Origin of the sequence: Natronococcus sp. CG52 (genome assembly GCF_023913515.1) — an archaeon.
GTDB lineage: Archaea > Halobacteriota > Halobacteria > Halobacteriales > Natrialbaceae > Natronococcus > Natronococcus zhouii.
Genome location: NZ_CP099391.1, coordinates 629,953 through 647,576, shown reverse-complemented (window position 1 = coordinate 647,576; position 17,624 = coordinate 629,953). Strand labels below are relative to the sequence as shown.

Genomic DNA, 17,624 nt, shown 5'->3' with positions numbered 1-17,624 from the left:
GGCGCGAGTGCTCATGAGCTTCGATATCACCACCTTTCACGCCGACGCCGTCGGGACGCCCTCCCACGAGGACGTCTCGGAGATGCGCGAACTGGTGCTCGAGACGCTTCGGGACGCCGGTCTCGAGCCGAGTGTGGACGCCCGCGGAAACGTCCTCGCGAGCCGCGGAACGGACGGCGGCCCCCACATCGTCCTGAACACGCACTTCGATACCGTGGCGCCGCACGTCTCGTACGAGCGAGACGGCGACACGGTCTACGGACGGGGCGCGTGCGATGCGAAGGGACCGCTCGCCGCGTTGCTCGCCGCGTTCCTGCGAGTCGAACCGACCGCGGGTCGAGTCACGCTGGCGCTGACCCCCGACGAGGAGACGCTGATGACCGGCGCTGCCCGCCTGCGGGAGACCCTGTCCGCCGACGGCTATATCGTCGGCGAGCCGACCGATCTCGACGTCTGTGTAGCCGCCCGCGGGCAGTGTGAGGGGACGATTACCCTCGAGGGTGAGAGCGGCCACGCGGCGAGCGTTTCCGCCGAACGGAATCCGGCGTTCGGACTCCCCGATGTGCTCGAGGCGCTGCGAGCCTACGACGACGAGGCCGGACCGGACCCGGATCCGGTGCTCGGCGCCCCGAAGCTGACGCCGACCGTGCTCGCCGGTGGTGAGGCTCCGAATCGGGTACCGGAGACGTGTCGAGTCACGTTCGACCGCCGAAACGTGCCGCCGGAGACCAGCGATTCGTTCCGCGGAGACCTCGAGGCGTTCCTCGAGTCGCGCGTCCCGGACGACCTCTCGGTCTCCGTCGATCTGATCCGTCCCGACACGCCGTTTCCCGATCCGTTCGTGACCGACGAAGGCGACCGACTGGTACGGATCCTCCGGGAGGCGAGCGGCGGCGACGTTCGCCCCTTCGAGGCGGCGACCGAGGCGTCGTTCTTCGCGGCCGACGCCCCGACGGTCGTCTTTGGGCCGGGCGTGCTCGCCGACGAGAAAGGGGCAGTCGCACACGCCGAACGCGAGTACGTCCGCCTGCCGCAGGTGGAGACCGCCTCCGACGCCGTCGCTGAGACGCTCGAGAAAGTGGCGAGGTGAGCGAGACCGAATCGGAGGCCTCGATCTCAGCGGGTACGAGCTGATAGCTCGGGGAGCTGGACGGACCTCTCCACACCCGATCCACCCGGCTCCGGAAGTCGATCACCGCTCGTCGACTCGGGAGGCTCGAGGAGAACCCTCACCACTTGATCGAGATGTACAGCAGGATGATCATACAGATGATCACGATGAGAAAGAGCAGGATCGTGGCGATCTCCGGGAAGAGAGACTCGATCATAGTCGGCAGTTAGTATCCTCCGCTCAAATCAGTACTGATCGGGGTTCCAGGAGGCGATCCGTGGCTACTGCTGCTCGTCGACCAGGTCGCTCGCGACGCCCGTGTACGAGGCGGGTGTTAGCTCACGAAGCTCCTCGCGAACGTCGTCGTCGACCTCGAGGTCGTCGAACAGGTCGTGGAAGTCCTCGAGTGCGACCTCCCGCCCGCGGGTAAGTTCCTTGACCCGCTCGTAGGCGTCCTCCTGTCCCTCGCGCCGGAGGATCGTCTGGACCGCCTCGCCGATGATCTCGGGGGTCTCCTCGAGTTCCGCGCGCATCACGTGTTCGTTGGGGACGACCTTTCCGAGACCGGCCGCGGCCTTGTCGTAGCCGATCAGACAGTGTGCGAGGGCGGCCCCCATGTTCCGTTTGACCGTCGAGTCCGAGAGGTCGCGCTGGAGCCGCGAGGTCGTGACGTAGTCGGCGAGGAAGGCGAGATCCGAATTCGCCTTCGAGAGGTTGCCCTCGCTGTTCTCGAAGTCGATCGGGTTGACCTTGTGGGGCATCGTCGAGGAGCCGGTTTCGCCGGCGACGGTTTCCTGGCCGAGGTAGCGATCCGAGACGTAGAGCCACATGTCCAGATCCAGATCCAGCAGGACGTCGTTCGCCCCGCGGAAGGCATCGAACAGCGCCGCGAGGTCGTCACAGGGGTTAACCTGCGTCGTGAGCGGGACGAACTCGAGGCCCAGTCCCCGAACGAACTCCTCGGCGAACGCCGGCCAGTCGACGTCGGGATACGCCGCGACGTGAGCCGCGTAGGTTCCCGACGCGCCCCCGAGCTTTCCGCTGAGGTCGTCGGTCGCCTCGCGAACCCGTCCCGTTGCGCGACCGAGGCGGGCCGCGTAGACCGCCATCTCCTTGCCGAACGTCGTCGGCGTCGCGGGCTGACCGTGGGTGCGCGCGAGCATCGGCAGGTCGCGGTGCTCGCGGGCCATCGCCGCGAGCGCGTCCTGCACGTCGTACAGCGTGGGCAGCAGCACCTCGTTGACGGCGTCCCGGACGAGCAGCCGGTGAGCGAGGTTGTTCACGTCCTCGCTGGTCAGCCCGAAGTGGATCCAGGCCGAGGCGTCGCTCTCCTCGGGCAACCGGTGGCGGACGAAGTACTCGACGGCCTTCACGTCGTGGTTCGTCGCGTCGAACTCCGCGTAGCCCTCGGTCTCGAGCGTTTTGATCAGCCGGGCGTCCTCCTCGGCGAAGTGCTTGTACAGTCCGCGCAGGTGTTCGCGCTCGTCGATGTCGAGGGTCAGCGGCGTCGCCTCGAGGTCGGCCAGCGCGATCAGGTACTCGACTTCGACGCGGACGCGAGCGCGCATGAGCGCGGCCTCGCTCGCGTACGGCGAGAGCCGTTCGGTCCGCCCTCCGTACCGGCCGTCCAGCGGCGAGACGGCGTACAGCGCGTTGGTGTCGGTCATCGTTCGGATGCTTTCCAGCGCGGTGCAAAAACGTATCGAAACGGGAAGCCACGAGCGTGTATATCTCGACGGTTATCCGGAGAAATACCTCCAGAGTAATGCGAGGTTGTGTATAACTGGCCGGTCGAGACCGCAACCACTTTGCCCCTCGCGGGCGCGGGTTCGACCATGACGCGAATCGCCGGGATGGCCGGCAACCGAGGGCGCAACCTGTTGAACATCGCCGACCGCGAGCCGGCTGGTGCCGAACTCGCCGTCGTGCTCACGAACAGCGCGGACGCGCCGGTGCTCGAGGCCGCAGCCGAGCGCGGGATTCCCACCGAGATCGTCCCGATCGAGGACGGGATGAGCCGCCGGGAGCACGAGCAGGCCGTCAACGAGGCGCTCGCGGGGTACGAGTTCGACCTCGTCTGCCTCGACGGCTACATGCGCGTGCTCTCGAACGCCTTCCTCGACGAACAGCCGACGACGCTGAACGTCCACCCTTCGCTGCTTCCCTCGTTCCCCGGCACGGACGCCTGGGGCGACGCGCTCGAGGCCGGCGTTTCGGTGACGGGCTGTACGGTCCACCTCGTCACCGACGCGACCGACGAGGACGGTGAGGTCGTCGAAAACGAGGTCGACGGCGGACCGATCGTCACCCAGGAACCGATTCCGATCTACGAGGGCGACGACGAGGAGACGCTGAAGGAACGGGTCCTCTACGAGGGCGAGTTCCGCGCGTACCCGCGGGCGGTGAAGTGGTTCGCCGAGGGTGCAGTGGACATCGATCTCGGCGCTGGAGAGGTGACGGTCGACGCGGACGTCGCGAGTACTGATACTGACGATCACGATGGGCTTCCGGCCCGTCGGTTGATCTCCGACGACCGAGCCGATACCCTCCGCTACGGCGAGAACCCCCACCAGGACGCCGCGGTCTACGCCGACTACACCTGCGACGAAGCCAGCGTCGTGCACGCCGACCAGCTGAACGAGGGTGCGAAGGCGCTGTCGTACAACAACTACAACGACGCCGACGGCGCGCTGAACCTGATCAAGGAGTTCGACGAACCCGCCGCGGCGGTTATCAAGCACACCAACCCCGCCGGCTGTGCGACGGCCGACAGCCTCTCCGAGGCGTACGAGAAGGCGCTCTCGACCGACCCGATGAGCGCCTTCGGCGGTATCGTCGCGCTCAACCGCGAGTGCGACGCCGGCACCGCCGAGCGGGTGATCGACTCGTTCAAGGAGGTCGTCGTCGCGCCGGGCTACACCGACGAGGCGCTCGAGGTGCTCCGCGAGAAGGACAATCTCCGGGTGCTCGACGTTGGCGAGCTGGATGACCGAAGCGAGCGCTTTACGGAGAAGCCCCTCGTCGGCGGCCGCCTCGTCCAGGAGCGCGACCTTCAGTCCGTCTCGGTCGACGACCTCGAGGTCGTCACCGAGCGCGAGCCGAGCGACGAGGAACTCGAGTCGATGGTGTTCGCCTGGCAGACGCTCAAACACGTCAAGTCGAACGGGATCCTGTTCACAAAAGGGACCGAGACGGTCGGCGTCGGGATGGGGCAGGTCTCGCGCGTCGACGCGGTCCGGCTCGCCGCGATGAAAGCAGACGAGCACGCGGAGGGCAAGGACGCCGAGGGCGCCGTGATGGCCTCCGACGCCTTCTTCCCGTTCCCGGACGGCATCGAGGAGGCCGCCGAGGCGGGCATCGAGGCGGTCGTCCAGCCCGGCGGCTCGGTCAACGACGACGACGTGATCGAGACCGCGGACGAACACGGCATCGCGATGGCGTTCACCGGGCAGCGGTCGTTCAGACACGATTAGCGCCGCGAGTGAACGGCGTGAGCGAGCGGATTTTCGGTCCAGATTTTTGCGCGAGCGGTGAACGAACCCGAACCCGTGCGGAAAAAGGCGGGTGCCGCGTTCACCGGGCAGCGGTCGGTCAGACGCGACTGAACGCGCCGCCACGCGATCGATTCTTCCGAATCGGTTTCTGATTCCGGTTCGCGACTCACCGCTGCCCGATCTCGAGTCGACGGGAGACGATCAGCCCGACCCGAACGAGCGCGCGACTGAGAAGGGAGCAAAACCCGAGCAGCGCGGCGAACACGACGACCTGTTCGAGAACCGGAATTCCGAGGACTCCGCCGATGTCGAGCGGTTCGAGGAGGATCGCTCCGATTCCGGCGACCGGGACGTAGACGAGAAGCCGGAACGTGACTTCGACGCGACCGATCACCGAGGCCGGGAGGACGACCGGCTGACGAAAGGAGGGCGCCGCGAGACCGGCCGGAACGAGCCCGAGGAGAACGAACATCGTAAGGGAGGGGATGTCCCGGACCAGTTTCGAAACGCGCTCGAGTCGCCTCACGAGGGGTGATACGCAGAGCTCTACGTCGAGAGTCGAGACCGAGGTGACGAACTTCGTTCTCCGGGTCGAGCGAGACGGACCGAGCAGCGGCCGAACGTAACCGAACCCGGAGCGAACCTTCATGTGGCTGCACTCGCTTCGTTCGGAACGAAATGTCTCCCGGAACCGGTCCGTCACTCTCTCGTCGACGGCTACTGGCCGGGTTTGGCGCGGGAATCGTGGCGACGTCGGCCTGGGGACTTACACCGCTGGTCACCGGGGAAACCGTAACGAGCGATCGCCCGCTAATCGTCGGCCACCGCGGCGCGGAAGGGCTCGCGCCACCGAACACGAGAGCCGCCGTTCGCGCGGCGCTCGAGGTCGGCGTCGACGGCGTCGAACTCGACGTCCGACGAACCGGCGACGGTGAACTGGTACTGTTCCACGACCCCGTACTCGACTGGGATTCGACGGCGCACGGCTGGGTCCAGAATACCCCATGGAGCGAGATCGACGGCGCCAGGATCGACGGCGAACCGCTCATCAGACTGTCTGACGGACTCGACGAACTCGCGGCGTCCGACGCGACGATCTTTCTGGAGGTGAAAGCCGCCGGATACACGGAATCGATACTCGAGACCGTCGCCGAGTACGACCTGCTCGATCGACTGGTGATCATCTCCTTCGATCCCGCGGCGCTCGACCCCGCGCGAGACAACGGGATCAGAACGGGACTGATCGGTTCGGTTCCGTCACCCTGGCTGGCGGAGGAGGCTGCGGCGTGCGGCGCCGATCTGGCGTTCAGCCACTACGCGCCGCGCGGCGTCTCGAATTTCATCAGCGCGGCCCGGACCGAATCGGTCACTGCCGGAGTCTGGAAACTCGTCGATACGAAACAGACCGTCCGCGACGTTCTCGAGGTCAACCTCGACGTTCTCGTCACGAACCGTCCCGATTACGCGTACGAGATTCTGCGCGCCGAGTCGTAGCCGTCGGTCCGAATTAGAGAATTAGTACCGTGGCGGGATTAACCGAGCGCGGTTCCGTCGAATCCGTCACCGCAGCCGATTCCGGATCCGCCGCCACAGCGCATCCGAGACGTCCCGCCGCCGTTTAGCCATGAGGACGACGCCATCGGCTTCTTGACCGATCGCTTCGGGAACGTCGCCGACGAGCGCACGTCGCAGGAATCCACCCTCGGCCGCGCCGACGACGGTCACGTCGTGATCGGCCGAGCGATCGACGATCGTCTCGACGACGGAGCCCTCGAAGACGGTCTGCTCGACCGACTCGACGGCTCCCAGCGCGGGTGCCGTTCGGTCGAGGAAGTCCCGCGCTTCGGCGACGGTCGCCTCCTCGCGGTCCGGGACGACGGTCACGAGTTCGATCCGAGCGTCGTGAGCGCGGGCGAGCGCGCCGGCGGTTTCCGCGGCGAACTCGGTGTTGGGACCGCCGGCGACGGGAACGAGGACGGACGAGACGGCGCGTCGGTCGCGATCGATCCGCTTGACGAGGACATCACACGGCGCGTCGGCCAGCACGTCGTCGATGTGGCTACCCAGTACGACGTCTCGGCGGCGAGGACGGCCGCGCCAGCCGAGCAGGATCGTCTCAACGGACTCCTTCGATGCGATGCCTCGGATGCCGCCTGCGACGCTCCGCCCGAACCTGATCCGACCGGTCGCCGAGATTCCGTAGCCGCGAACGCGGTCGACCGCCTCGGTGACCATCGACTCCCGGCCTGCGACGTCGAACTCGCTGCGAGCCTGCTCGAGCGACAGTTGCATCGGAACGGTGACGACGGTAAGCACGAGGACCTCGAGGTCGCGATCGGCGGCGATATCGACCGCGGTGTCGAGCAACCGATCCGCGGTTTCCGGGTTCGCGACGGGAACGAGCAGACGAGCGTTCGGCATGCGTCGTATGCGGAACCGGTCAACGCGGGCGACCAAGTACTCTCTCCCCGGTCTCCGAAACTCAAAGAGCCGTTTGAGCTTCAGGTAGTGTTATTTCCCTGCCACGTGTGCAGTCCCACATGAATCGACGACAGTTCCTCGCAGGATCGGGCGCCGTCGTTACCGTGGCGACGGCCGGCTGCGTGACGAACGCGTTCGGGAGCGACAACCCCGGATCGACGACGCGATCCACCGGTACCGACGACAACGAAATCGTGGTCAGCACCAGCGGCGAGGCCACGGCCGACCCCGACGCGGCGACCCTCAGCGTCGGCGCCGAAGCGAGCGGCGATACCGCAGAGGAGGTCACCGACGAGTTAGCCGCGCGGGCCGAGGCGCTTCGCGAGGCGTTCGACGACCTCGGGATTCCCGAGGAGAACGTCGAGGAGGGACGGTATCGCGTTCACCCCCAGCGCAGACGGGACGGTGACACGGCGGGGTACGAGGGGCAGCACTCGTTCCAGCTTACGCTCGAGGATGTCGACCGCGTCGGCGAAATTATCGACGAACTAACCGCCGCCGGAGCCGACGACGTCGGCCGCGTGACCTTCAGTCTGCAGGACGAGACGCACGACGAGATCCGGAAGGAGGCGATCGACGACGCGCTGGCGAACGCGGACGACGAGGCCCGACACATCGCCGACAACCGCGGCGTCACGATCACAGGAACGAAAGCGGTCGAAACCGGCGACGTCCGGCTGAATACGGTCCGAGTCGCGGCCGACGTCGCCGAGGACGACGCCGCCGACGGACCACCGACGGAGATCGACGCCGATCCGGTGAGCGTGACCGCGTCGGTGACAGTCACCTACGGCTTCGAGTAATCGTTCGACTCGCGACGCGAGTCGCGCGGGGTACCGCCACCGGCGGTCACTCGTAGTCCCGGCCGACGAACTCCTCGTGAAACTCGTCGGAGAGGTGCCGTCGCTCCCACGCTCGCCGATCGGACTCGTCGGTCATCGACGCCCAGAGCGCTAGCAGTGTGACGAACGACCCGATGCCGGGGACGATCACGAGTACCGTCGTGAGCAGCGGTTCGACGACGAGCAGTCCGACGAAGCGAGCGGTCAGTCCCGGGAAGTCCGGCCCGAAAAGCGCCCAGCGGCCGACGAACGGTGCGAGCAGGACGATCACGAGCGGGTAGGCCAAGGCGTTCAGGGCGGGACCGCCGTAGCCGCGGACGAACGCGAGCGCGAAGTAGGTCCAGACGCAGACCGAACCGACGACGCCGCCGACGCGCTGTTGCTCGATGCTCGTCTCCGGTGCGAGCACCGAAAGGTCGCCGTAGGCGGCGGCGACGGCACCGAAGTAACCGAACCAGAAGACGACGACGGCGACGGCGACCGTCAGCGCGTGTGCAAACCGACTCCGGTCGTCGAAGCTCGCGAGGCCGAGCGGACGCTCCATCGCTCGAGCAAGCGAGCGCCCGGCTGTTCAACGTTCCGAGTTTCGAGCAGCGCGACGAGGACCGCGCGCTCGGCCGTTCAAAACGAGACGTGTCCGTTCAGCCGCCGGCAGGAACGGTTCGCTGCCTCGAGGAACCCACCGAGACGGATATCTCGATCTATCTCGAGGTCGAAGAGACGGGCGACACCGACGCGACCCTCGAGACGATCGACGCCTACGAATTGTACGATCGGCTGCCGATCATCGCCTTCGACGCAGCCGCACTCGGGTCGACGCGAAGCGAGGGCGTTTCGACTGGACCGGTCGGCTCTGTGACGACATCTGAACAGTCGCCGATACGAAAAGCAGCGTTCGCGACGCCCTCGAGGCCGGCCTATACGTGCTGGTCACGAACCGACCCGATCGGGCGTTCGACGAACTCGACCGCAGTGAGACGGTCCGACGACCGACGACACGACGGCGACTCCTCACCGGCGTACTGTCGAGCGCGCCCTCCAGACGACCCCCGACGGAGCAGTTGTTTTGGCCGGCCTAAATCGATCCGTTTTTAATCTTTTAGGGAGGCCTAAATCCTATGAGGAGAGCAAGCGGGTTCGATCGAACCAGACGAGAGGTGATCGCGACGAGCGTCGCAGTCGGCAGCGCAGCCGTGGCCGGGTGTGTGAGCGGAACCGATCCCGGAGAATCGAACGAGGACGACACCGCAACGAACGATCCGTACACGGTAACGATGGCTCCCGCGGGTGAAGTCGAGTTCGACGACGTTCCCGAGAACGCCTTCGTCACGTTTCCACAGTACGCGGACATGATGGTCGCACTCGGCCACGACGAGGCGGCAAACACCCTGTTCGCACCCGAGATGGCGGGGCCGACGATGAACTCGTTCTACGACCACCTCGAGGGCGTCGGCTTCGAGTGGGACGGCCTGTCGAATCCGCTCGAGCAGGGACTCGTCAGAGAACGGCTTTACGACCTCGATAGCGACGTTCACTTCCTCGATCCGTCGTACGTGCTGACGACCGAGGGCGACTGGGACGAATCCGATATCGACGAAATAGCCGAGTCGATCGGCCCGTGGGTCGGGAACTTTCACAGCGGCGTTCACAGCGACCCGGCGGACGCGTACGCCGACAGCTACGAGTACTACACGCTCTGGGAACTCTTCGAAACGGTTGCCGCGGTTTTTCAGGAACGCGAGCGTTACGAGGCGCTCGAGGCGGCGTACGACGACCTCCGGTCGCATATCGAGTCGAACCTCCCGCCCGAGAGCGAACGGCCGACGGCCGCGCGGGTCACGCTCGGTGACGGCGAGTTCTACACCTACCACCTCAACGCACCCGGCTTCTGGCAAGCGGACACGCGACCGCTCGGCGCACGCGACGCCCTCGCCGACCGCGAGTGGTCGGGCGACTGGGGGGTCCTGGACTACGAGGCGATGGCCGAAGCCGATCCGGATGTTATCCTCCACCTCTGGGGAATCACGCCGCAGTACTCCATCGAGAGCGTTCGCGACGCACTCGAGGACCACCCCGTCGGCAGCGATCTGACCGCAGTCCGGAACGAACGCGTCGTCGCCGGCGGAATGCGCTATCAGGGTCCGCTCATGAATCTGTTCCAACTCGAGATGACCGCCAAACAGCTCTATCCGGAACGGTTCGGCGAGTGGCCGGGCTACGTGGCCGCCGAATCCTATCCCGATATCCCGGCCGACGAGCGGCTGTTCGACCGCCAGCGCGTCGCGGACATCGTCACTGGGGACCGCTGAGGCGGCGCGAGCACAACTCGATCGTCACTTATCCCGGGGATCGAGTGACCGTACTGAAACGGTTCACGGATCGGCGCCGAACTTCGGTTTGCCGATTTCCCGTCGCCCGTCGGGTCTCACCGCCGACCGCCGACAGTTTTCCGCCGTCGCTGGCGAGCGTCCGGAATATGCACCCGGCGAGGCTCCCGACTCTGACACCGAGATAGCGAAAGGCAGTGTGCCGTGACTTCGTTAGCAATCTCAGTCAGCCGTACGCGATCTCACAGCGGGTTCTCAATCCCTCTATCGGCGATTCGTGTGGAACGTCGATAGCGAATCACAGAACCCCGGTTCGTACTGGTACGACATCTCCACCGACTCGTTTCGGTGTCAACGGTCGATCGCTCTGTGTCTCGCCCCTCGCACGGTGATCCGTCTCCCCTTCTCCGGCACGGAAGGACGAACTCTCGAAAACGGACGAGAATCCGTTCAGTCGTCCGCTGGAACGGTTCGTTGCGATCGAGAGTCCGCCATCGCGAGGACGTCGTCGAAGAAGTCGAGGGTGTCCTCCGGACCGGGGTTGGCCTCGGGGTGGTACTGGCGGGTGATGACGTCGTACTCGAGTCCGTCGAGTCCCTCCGGCGTGTCGTCGTTGACGTTGATCTGAGAGACCTCGAGGTGGTCGCCGGGTTCGGCGACCGTGTAGCCGTGGTTCTGTGTCGTCATGACGACCCGGCCCGACTCGAGGTCGAGGACGGGCTGGTTGACGCCGCGGTGGCCGAAGGCCATCTTCTCGGTGGTGCCGCCGAGCGCGCGGGCGACGATCTGCTGGCCGAGACAGATACCGGCGACCGGCGTGTCCTCGACGAACGCTTCGACGAGCGCGACCGCTTGCTCGTAGTTGGCCGGATCTCCGGGACCGTTCGAGACGAACAGAACGTCGGGATCGACCGCCTCGACCTCTTCGACGCTCGCATCGTGTGGCAGGACGCGGACCGTCGCGTCGCGGGCGACCAGCGAGTCGACGATCGAGCCCTTCGCGCCGCAGTCGATCAGCGCGACGGTCTCGCCGTCGTTGTCGGCGCCGCGAACGACGGGTTCGTCGACGCTGACCTGGGCGCCGATCTCGGTGTGTTCGCTCATCTCCTTGCAGGCCTCGAGTTCGGCCAGGGCGTCCTCCTCGGTGGCGTCCTCGCCGACGGCGATACCGCACTTCATCGCGCCGCCGTCGCGGATGTCGGTGACGACCTCGCGGGTGTCGAGGTGGTCGACGGCCGGAACGCCCTCCTCGGCGAGCCACGCCGCGACGTCCTCGGTGAGTTCTCGCGCGAGCACGGCGCGCGGGTGGACGCGGCCGTCCTCGAAGCGCTCCTCGCGGACGCCGTAGTTCCCGATCAGCGGGTACGAAAAGGTCAGGACCTGTTCCTCGTAGGATGGGTCGGTCAGGCTCTCTTCGTAGCCGGTGTAGGCTGTCGTGAAAACGAGTTCGCCACGAGCGGTTCCCGGAGCACGACCACGACCCTCGATTACGTGGCCACCCTCCAGCGCAACGTAGGCAACTGTCATTACGAACTACGTATTGGATAGCCGGGCATAAGTGTTGCCTTCGAAGCTGAGTTACGAAATTCGTAATCGGTAAGTGCGAGTCGTTCGTACTCACGAATCTCCATGGACGATCTGGACCGACAGATTCTCGATACGCTTCGGCGGGACGCCCGGACGCCGTACACGGAGATCGCCGACGAAGTCGGGACGAGCGAGGGAACCGTCCGGAACCGCGTCGAACGGATGATGGACGAGGACGTGATCGAACGGTTCACGATCTCGACGCACACCGGGAACGTCAAGGCGATGATCGAAGTCAGCGTCGCGGTCGACGTCGATACCAAGGGCATCTCGGAACGAATGGCCGAGTGGGAGGAGGTCGACTTCGTCTGGATGGTCTCCGGCGAGCAGGACGTCGTGCTCGTCGTCGACGCCGCCGACACCCGCGGCGTGAACGACCTCATCACGCAGGCTCGAGACCAGGAGGAGGTCGTGAGTACGAAGACCCGGTTGATTCTGGACGAACAGCTGGGTTAGTCAGGTCCAGCGGTACCGTCGTCCGCCCCGTCACCGCGGGTGTCCGACCGGTCGGTCCGGACGCCGTCGAGTTCCTCGTCCGACCCCTCGCCGGGCGGCGTACCGACGCCGGGCGTCGGCGGTTTCATCGCGTCTATCACCTGCTTTCGCCGATGGATCGTCCGGTACCCTCGTCGAAGCACCTGATCCAGCGTCGATCGGGAGATCCTCGCGTCGACGCGCCCGTCCCGGATCGCATCGGCGACCGCCTTCGGCGTGAGACGGTCGGCGTCGACGGTCGTGTACGCCCGACCGACCTCGAAGGGATAGTGGGCGTCGCTGCCGCCGACCAGGGGTAATTCTCGCTCGTCGGCCAACCGTTCGACGAGCGGCCGCGAACGCGGGTGTTTGCCGTTGACCTCGATCGCGTCGAACGGCACGTCCTCGAGTTCCCGGACCGTGCTGTTGCGAAACGGATGGGCGACGATCGCGGCACAGTCGCGGTCGTGGGCCAACTCGACCGCTTCACCCGGCGTGAGTTCGCCGGGTTCCGTCTCGGCGGGCGGGTCGGGACCCACGACGAGGACGTGGCCGTGGTCGGTCGTAATCTCGATCCCCGGCACGGTGACGACCTCCGCGGGCGGATCGAGCGGCGAGAAGTAGTCGTGATTGGTCGTCGCGATCCCCTCGAGACCGCGGTACTGGGCCATTCGCGCGAGCAATCGAACGCCCACCGGATCGAACCGATCGCCCAGCGCCCGGTGACCGTGGAAGAACCGCGTGTGAGTGTGCAGGTCCACAGCGTACATGAGAGCGCATACGCCGGGAAGTCCCTTTTGCTCACGCCCGGCATGTCCCACAGTATGCAAGCAGACGGCACGGACGGACGCGTGCTCGTCCTCAACCCCGCTAGCGGCAGCGAGGACCACGTCGACGACGTCGTCGAACTGGCCGCCGAGCACGGATTCGACGTGCGAAAGACCGAGGAGGCCGGCGACGCGCGGCGACTCGCTCGCGAGGCCGCACCGGACGCCGACCTCGTCGCCGCGGCCGGCGGTGACGGAACCGTCAACGAGGTCGTCGGCGGCGTCGTGGCCGCCAGCGCACTCGAGACGACGACCGTCGCCGTCATCCCCGCGGGGACGGGTAACAATTTCGCGTCGAACGTCGGCCTGGAGGGGATCGAACACGCGTTCGAGGTGATCGAGTACGGGCAGCGACGGAGGATCGACCTCGGACTCGCGAACGACCGGTCGTTCGTCAACTCCTGCGTCGGCGGCGTCACCGCCGAGGCCAGCGGAGAGACGTCTTCCGAGGGGAAACGGGAGTTCGGCGTCCTCGCGTACGTCCTGAACACGTTCGAGACGGTCAGGTCGTTCGACTCGCTCCCCCTGCGGGTGACGACCGCCGACGGTCCGAACGGGGAGGTCGCCGAATCGTGGACGGGAAAGGCGATGTTCGTCCTGGTCGGGAACTGTCGACGGTTCACCGGCGCGCGAACCGCACAGGCGAACGTCGAAGACGGACTCTTCGAAGTCACGATCGTCGAGGAGGCTGCGACCGTCGACCTGCTCGGTGAGGCGGCACTCGAGCGCCTGTTCAACCGCGAGAACACGCACATCGTCCGTCGACGGACGCCCTCGCTCACTATCGAGAGCCTCCACGATTCGGTCGAGTACAGCCTCGACGGCGAGATGCTAGAGACCGAAACCCTCGAACTCGAGACGAAGCCGACGGCGGTCGAGGTCGCCGTCGGGGACGACTATCGCCCGAACCCAGATGAGGACGAGGACGACGGATGGCCGTTCGACGCCTGACGATCGGCCGACGGCGCGGGCCGGAGACGATACTGGTTTCAAGACCCTCCGCAATTGTGAGGGTATGAGCACGCAAGAGGACGATCACCCCCACGAGAACGCAAAGCAGGACGTGATCGCCGTCGACGGAGACGACACCGAACTCGAACTCGTCAATCGACTCGAGGCCCACACCGGCGACGGCGTCCGTCATCGGGCCTTCACCTCGCTCGTCTTCGACCGGGACGACAACATCCTGCTGGCGCAGCGCGCACCCGACAAGCGCCTCTGGGGCACCTACTGGGACGGCACCGTCGCCTCCCACCCCGTCCAGGGACAGAGCCAGGAGGAGGCGACCAAGCAGCGACTCGAGGAGGAACTCGGGGTCACGCCCGACCAGTACGACGACGTGCGACTGACCGATCGCTTCGAGTACAAGCGCTACTTCGAGAACGCGGGCGTCGAACACGAGGTCTGCGCCGTCCTGAAGCTGACGCTGTCGGATCGGAGCCTCGATCCCGACGAGGAGGAGGTCGCCGGCCTGATGTGGGTTCCCTACGACCGTCTGCACTCGAACCCCGAGTGGTACCGACAGCTTCGTCTCTGTCCGTGGTTCGAGATCGCGATGCGCCGAGACGTCCAGTCGGAGTAGCCGGTAATACGAGTTCGGTAGTCGAAATCACCCGCGAACGACTGTCACGGACGGGACAACGATGTACCGCTGCGGATTACAACCCTCCCAGCTCTGTCGAGAGCCGCCCGCTGAACGGAGGGAATAGGTTCGGCACGTCCTTTAGATTTCGTTTGGAGTGATTCGGCCGAATTGGCTACTCGCTACGCGTGCAAACGTATCGTATCAACCGCGCGTGCGGCAAACGTATTTCTCAGTCGGCGGAAAACGGACTGCATGAAAATCGCGGTCATCGGCGCAGGGGCGCTCGGGTGTCTGTTCGGCGGACGACTCGCTGCCGCCGGTCACGATGTGTGGCTTCTCCACCGCAGGAAGGAGAGCGCCCGTACCCTCTCGACAGCGGGAATCGCCATCCGTCAAAACGGGGATGCACCGCTGACAGTCGAAGTTAACGCGACGACGACTGCCAGTGACGTGGGGACAGCCGACTTGGCCCTCGTCCTGGTTCGGGCACACCAAACCGAGACGGCGCTGGCCGATCACGCGACGTGCATCGGGTCGGAGACGTGGGTGCTGTCGCTGCAGAACGGACTTCGAAATTACGACTATCTTCTCGGTCAGGTCGAAAGCGAACGGGCGTTCTGTGGGGTCACCTACGAAGCAGCGATCGCAGAGGAACCGGGCGTCGTCACCCGTACGTCCGCCGGACTGACGACGTTCGGCGGTGGAGACGCGGTTGCCCGCACGACGATTCGGGAAACGCTTACGGACGCGGGATTTGATGTCGAGTCCGTCACCGACCCCCGATCGGTCATCTGGGAAAAAGGTGCGCTCGTGTTGGCAACGGCACCCGTACTGACGCTGACGGGATGCCCGGTCGCACGGTTGACAACCGACCCGCTGGACGGTGTGGTTACGCGACTCCTGACGGAAGCAGCCCGCGTCGCCACCAGCCACGGGATCGACGTCGACGTGGCTGCGATACGGCAAACGATCGCGTCGATGGCCCGCTCACACGCCGCTCACAGGGTGAGCATGGCACAGAATGTCGAGCAGGGGCGGCGAACGGAGATCGAGGAGTTGAACGGAGTGATTCTCGAGATGGCGGAGACCGCAGATATCGCTGTACCCTCGAACACGCTCGTGACGGCGCTTATCAACGGAGCTGAACGGTGTTCGTGACGCGGACCCGTTACCCCTGAGCCGGACAGATTTCCAGCTGAAGGCCGCTCTCTAGCGCCGTAGTCTAGTCCTTCCACAATACGGATGCTGATGAGCGAGCGATGAGGTTACACTCTTTCTCCGCTCTCACCGATAGTAGCCGCTGAAAACCACGCGCCTCTCCACTCCCGTCCTTCGAGCAGCACCCGACGGGGCGTCTCCTGGTCCTCTCGGATCGTCGCGAGAATTCGTCGCCGCAGTTCAGGGCCGCGTCGTCGCCCAGACGGCCGTCAACGCGAGCACGACGGCGGGCGCGAGCGGCAGGATGATCAGCGCGAACAGATAGTCGGTCGCCGGGGGCCACAGCAGAATGGTGAGCGGCGAGACGACGAACGCGAAGACGACGACGACGACGAGGATCCAGCCGCGCCAGTCGAACTCGCGGTCAGTCGCTGCGGGATGAACGGGTTCGTCGACCCAGCTGTCGGCGTCCTCGTCTCCCGCTCGAGGCTCGCCGTCGTCGTCGAAGGCCGCGGGATCGTGAACGTACCCGCCGTCGTCGCTCGAGGTCACAGCCGTCAGTTTCGAGGCCGTGGTCAAAGCCCTCACGGTTCCGGAATCGCTCTCGGCGAAGACGGACGGTCGAATCCGCTACAGTTCGCTGTCCGGGCGGACGACGACCTTGCCGAACCCCTCGCGGGATTCGATGATCTCGTGGGCGCGCGCGGTCTCGCTCATCGGCAACACCTCGCGGACCGCGGGTTCGAAGGTGCCGTCCCAGACGAGTTCCATCACGTCGTCGACCTGGCCCGGCGTCCCCATGGTCGAGCCGATGATCTGCAGCTGGTTCCAAAAGATCCGCGGAATGTCGGTCTCGGGGTTTCCGCCGGCCGTCCCGCCGCAGGTCACCAGTCGGCCGTTCTTCGCGAGGCTCTTGATCGAGTCGCGCCAGGTGCCGGCGCCGATGTAGTCGACGACGACGTCGACGCCCCGGCCGCCGGTCTCGCTGCGGACCCACTCCGCGAAGTTCCGTTGCTCGTAGTTGACGACGCGGTCCGCGCCGAGTTCGCGGGCGTGCTCGAGTTTCGTCTCCGTGCTGCCGGTGGCGTACACCTCCGCGCCCGCGTAGTCGGCGATCTGGACGGCCGCGTGTCCGACGCCGCCGCTCGCGCCCAGGACGAGCACCTTCTCGCCGGCCTCGAGATCCGCGCGGTCGATCAGCAGTCGCCAGGCGGTCTGGAAGACGAGCGAGGTCGAACCGGCGGTGATCCAGTCGACGCCCTCGGGGACCGGTATGAGGTTGTTCTCGGGAACCGCGGCGTACTCGGCGTGGACGCCGGGGACGTGTTCGCCGATCAGGTGGAAGTTGACACAGAGCGTCGGATCGCCGTCGCGGCAGAACTCGCAGTCACCGCAGTTGACCCCCGCCGTGAGCGCGACGCGGTCACCGGGTTCGAAGCGCGTGACGTCCTCCCCGACCTCCTCGACGACGCCGGCGGCGTCGCTGCCCGGTACGTGGGGCATCTCGAGGTCGAGCGTCGGCAGTCCGCGGCGCACCCACACGTCGAGGTGGTTGAGCGCGCCGGCTTTCACGTCGACCAGCACCTCGTTGCGGCCCACCTCGGGATCGGGATACTCGCCGTACTCGATGACGCCGGTGTCGCCGTGTTCGGTGACTTTGACCGCTTGCATACACGTCGTCCGACGGAAACCACGAGCATAACAGTTGGGTCGACGAAGTGTCATCGGGGGAAGACGA

At 65.9% G+C, this 17,624-nt stretch carries 17 protein-coding genes; 9 read left to right on the top strand and 8 right to left on the bottom strand.

Features of this window, described 5'->3' with window-relative positions:
* The first annotated feature begins 13 nt into the window (after window positions 1-13).
* On the top strand, window positions 14-1,090 hold the full coding sequence (locus NED97_RS03395) for a M20/M25/M40 family metallo-hydrolase (protein WP_252489319.1): 1,077 nt from the start codon (window positions 14-16) through the stop codon (window positions 1,088-1,090).
* 302 nt (window positions 1,091-1,392) lie between these two features.
* Here NED97_RS03395 and purB read toward each other — a convergent pair whose 3' ends face one another.
* The gene (purB, locus tag NED97_RS03390) at window positions 1,393-2,778 is read right to left on the bottom strand and encodes an adenylosuccinate lyase (RefSeq protein ID WP_252489318.1); all 1,386 of its coding nucleotides are present in this window, start codon (window positions 2,776-2,778) and stop codon (window positions 1,393-1,395) included.
* A 168-nt stretch (window positions 2,779-2,946) separates the two neighbouring features.
* Between purB and purH the strand changes: the two genes are divergently transcribed.
* A complete protein-coding gene (purH, locus tag NED97_RS03385; RefSeq protein WP_252489317.1) occupies window positions 2,947-4,584 on the top strand; it encodes a bifunctional phosphoribosylaminoimidazolecarboxamide formyltransferase/IMP cyclohydrolase in 1,638 nt (545 codons plus the stop codon).
* Window positions 4,585-4,771: 187 nt separating this feature from the next.
* Here the strand turns inward: purH and NED97_RS03380 are convergent, their stop codons facing one another.
* On the bottom strand, window positions 4,772-5,254 hold the full coding sequence (locus tag NED97_RS03380) for a hypothetical protein (RefSeq protein ID WP_252489316.1): 483 nt from the start codon (window positions 5,252-5,254) through the stop codon (window positions 4,772-4,774).
* A gap of 29 nt (window positions 5,255-5,283) precedes the next feature.
* Here NED97_RS03380 and NED97_RS03375 point away from each other — a divergent pair, with 29 nt between their 5' ends.
* Entirely contained in the window at window positions 5,284-6,099 is an 816-nt protein-coding gene (locus tag NED97_RS03375) for a glycerophosphodiester phosphodiesterase (RefSeq protein ID WP_252489315.1), read from the top strand.
* A gap of 66 nt (window positions 6,100-6,165) precedes the next feature.
* On the opposite strand, the gene NED97_RS03370 is transcribed toward NED97_RS03375, so the two are convergent.
* The gene (locus tag NED97_RS03370) at window positions 6,166-7,026 is read right to left on the bottom strand and encodes a universal stress protein (protein ID WP_252489314.1); all 861 of its coding nucleotides are present in this window, start codon (window positions 7,024-7,026) and stop codon (window positions 6,166-6,168) included.
* 119 nt (window positions 7,027-7,145) lie between these two features.
* Between NED97_RS03370 and NED97_RS03365 the strand changes: the two genes are divergently transcribed.
* Complete coding sequence (locus tag NED97_RS03365; RefSeq protein ID WP_252489313.1) at window positions 7,146-7,889, top strand: SIMPL domain-containing protein; 744 nt, start codon at window positions 7,146-7,148, stop codon at window positions 7,887-7,889.
* 46 nt (window positions 7,890-7,935) lie between these two features.
* Here NED97_RS03365 and NED97_RS03360 read toward each other — a convergent pair whose 3' ends face one another.
* The gene (locus NED97_RS03360) at window positions 7,936-8,472 is read right to left on the bottom strand and encodes a hypothetical protein (protein ID WP_252489312.1); all 537 of its coding nucleotides are present in this window, start codon (window positions 8,470-8,472) and stop codon (window positions 7,936-7,938) included.
* Window positions 8,473-9,046: 574 nt separating this feature from the next.
* Between NED97_RS03360 and NED97_RS03355 the strand changes: the two genes are divergently transcribed.
* On the top strand, window positions 9,047-10,237 hold the full coding sequence (locus NED97_RS03355) for an ABC transporter substrate-binding protein (RefSeq protein ID WP_252489311.1): 1,191 nt from the start codon (window positions 9,047-9,049) through the stop codon (window positions 10,235-10,237).
* Window positions 10,238-10,705: 468 nt separating this feature from the next.
* Here NED97_RS03355 and carA read toward each other — a convergent pair whose 3' ends face one another.
* A complete protein-coding gene (gene carA / locus NED97_RS03350) occupies window positions 10,706-11,782 on the bottom strand; it encodes a glutamine-hydrolyzing carbamoyl-phosphate synthase small subunit (RefSeq protein WP_252489310.1) in 1,077 nt (358 codons plus the stop codon).
* 102 nt (window positions 11,783-11,884) lie between these two features.
* Between carA and NED97_RS03345 the strand changes: the two genes are divergently transcribed.
* The gene (locus NED97_RS03345) at window positions 11,885-12,298 is read left to right on the top strand and encodes an Lrp/AsnC family transcriptional regulator (RefSeq protein ID WP_252489309.1); all 414 of its coding nucleotides are present in this window, start codon (window positions 11,885-11,887) and stop codon (window positions 12,296-12,298) included.
* On the opposite strand, the gene NED97_RS03340 is transcribed toward NED97_RS03345, so the two are convergent.
* Window positions 12,295-13,086: a PHP domain-containing protein gene (locus tag NED97_RS03340; protein WP_252489308.1), complete on the bottom strand. Its 792-nt coding sequence runs from the start codon at window positions 13,084-13,086 to the stop codon at window positions 12,295-12,297. The genes NED97_RS03345 and NED97_RS03340 overlap by 4 nt on opposite strands.
* A gap of 54 nt (window positions 13,087-13,140) precedes the next feature.
* On the opposite strand from NED97_RS03340, the gene NED97_RS03335 reads away from it, so the two are divergent.
* The 3 genes from NED97_RS03335 to NED97_RS03325 all read left to right on the top strand — a co-directional run bounded on the left by NED97_RS03335 (window position 13,141) and on the right by NED97_RS03325 (window position 15,886).
* Window positions 13,141-14,094 (top strand): diacylglycerol/lipid kinase family protein, encoded by a 954-nt coding sequence (locus tag NED97_RS03335; protein WP_252489307.1) that lies wholly within the window; start codon window positions 13,141-13,143, stop codon window positions 14,092-14,094.
* A 64-nt stretch (window positions 14,095-14,158) separates the two neighbouring features.
* Entirely contained in the window at window positions 14,159-14,725 is a 567-nt protein-coding gene (locus tag NED97_RS03330; protein ID WP_252489306.1) for an NUDIX hydrolase, read from the top strand.
* A gap of 255 nt (window positions 14,726-14,980) precedes the next feature.
* Window positions 14,981-15,886 carry a ketopantoate reductase family protein gene (locus NED97_RS03325; protein ID WP_252489305.1) on the top strand — a complete coding sequence of 302 codons (906 nt, stop codon included), beginning with the start codon at window positions 14,981-14,983 and terminating at the stop codon, window positions 15,884-15,886.
* Between the two features lie 240 nt (window positions 15,887-16,126).
* On the opposite strand, the gene NED97_RS03320 is transcribed toward NED97_RS03325, so the two are convergent.
* Window positions 16,127-16,438: a hypothetical protein gene (locus NED97_RS03320; protein WP_252489304.1), complete on the bottom strand. Its 312-nt coding sequence runs from the start codon at window positions 16,436-16,438 to the stop codon at window positions 16,127-16,129.
* Window positions 16,439-16,516: 78 nt separating this feature from the next.
* A complete protein-coding gene (locus NED97_RS03315; protein ID WP_252489303.1) occupies window positions 16,517-17,557 on the bottom strand; it encodes a zinc-binding dehydrogenase in 1,041 nt (346 codons plus the stop codon).
* Window positions 17,558-17,624 lie beyond the last annotated feature (67 nt).

Excerpts from the sequence above, each read along its gene's own strand:
- NED97_RS03345 (WP_252489309.1), top strand. The coding sequence starts at position 11,885 with ATGGACGATCTGGACCGACAGATTCTCGATACGCTTCGGCGGGACGCC.
- NED97_RS03380 (WP_252489316.1), bottom strand. The coding sequence starts at position 5,254 with ATGAAGGTTCGCTCCGGGTTCGGTTACGTTCGGCCGCTGCTCGGTCCG.
- NED97_RS03355 (WP_252489311.1), top strand. The coding sequence starts at position 9,047 with ATGAGGAGAGCAAGCGGGTTCGATCGAACCAGACGAGAGGTGATCGCG.
- NED97_RS03360 (WP_252489312.1), bottom strand. The coding sequence starts at position 8,472 with ATGGAGCGTCCGCTCGGCCTCGCGAGCTTCGACGACCGGAGTCGGTTT.
- NED97_RS03365 (WP_252489313.1), top strand. The coding sequence starts at position 7,146 with ATGAATCGACGACAGTTCCTCGCAGGATCGGGCGCCGTCGTTACCGTG.
- NED97_RS03395 (WP_252489319.1), top strand. The coding sequence starts at position 14 with ATGAGCTTCGATATCACCACCTTTCACGCCGACGCCGTCGGGACGCCC.
- NED97_RS03340 (WP_252489308.1), bottom strand. The coding sequence starts at position 13,086 with ATGTACGCTGTGGACCTGCACACTCACACGCGGTTCTTCCACGGTCAC.
- NED97_RS03370 (WP_252489314.1), bottom strand. The coding sequence starts at position 7,026 with ATGCCGAACGCTCGTCTGCTCGTTCCCGTCGCGAACCCGGAAACCGCG.
- NED97_RS03325 (WP_252489305.1), top strand. The coding sequence starts at position 14,981 with ATGAAAATCGCGGTCATCGGCGCAGGGGCGCTCGGGTGTCTGTTCGGC.
- NED97_RS03335 (WP_252489307.1), top strand. The coding sequence starts at position 13,141 with ATGCAAGCAGACGGCACGGACGGACGCGTGCTCGTCCTCAACCCCGCT.
- purB (WP_252489318.1), bottom strand. The coding sequence starts at position 2,778 with ATGACCGACACCAACGCGCTGTACGCCGTCTCGCCGCTGGACGGCCGG.
- carA (WP_252489310.1), bottom strand. The coding sequence starts at position 11,782 with ATGACAGTTGCCTACGTTGCGCTGGAGGGTGGCCACGTAATCGAGGGT.
- purH (WP_252489317.1), top strand. The coding sequence starts at position 2,947 with ATGACGCGAATCGCCGGGATGGCCGGCAACCGAGGGCGCAACCTGTTG.
- NED97_RS03315 (WP_252489303.1), bottom strand. The coding sequence starts at position 17,557 with ATGCAAGCGGTCAAAGTCACCGAACACGGCGACACCGGCGTCATCGAG.
- NED97_RS03330 (WP_252489306.1), top strand. The coding sequence starts at position 14,159 with ATGAGCACGCAAGAGGACGATCACCCCCACGAGAACGCAAAGCAGGAC.
- NED97_RS03375 (WP_252489315.1), top strand. The coding sequence starts at position 5,284 with ATGTCTCCCGGAACCGGTCCGTCACTCTCTCGTCGACGGCTACTGGCC.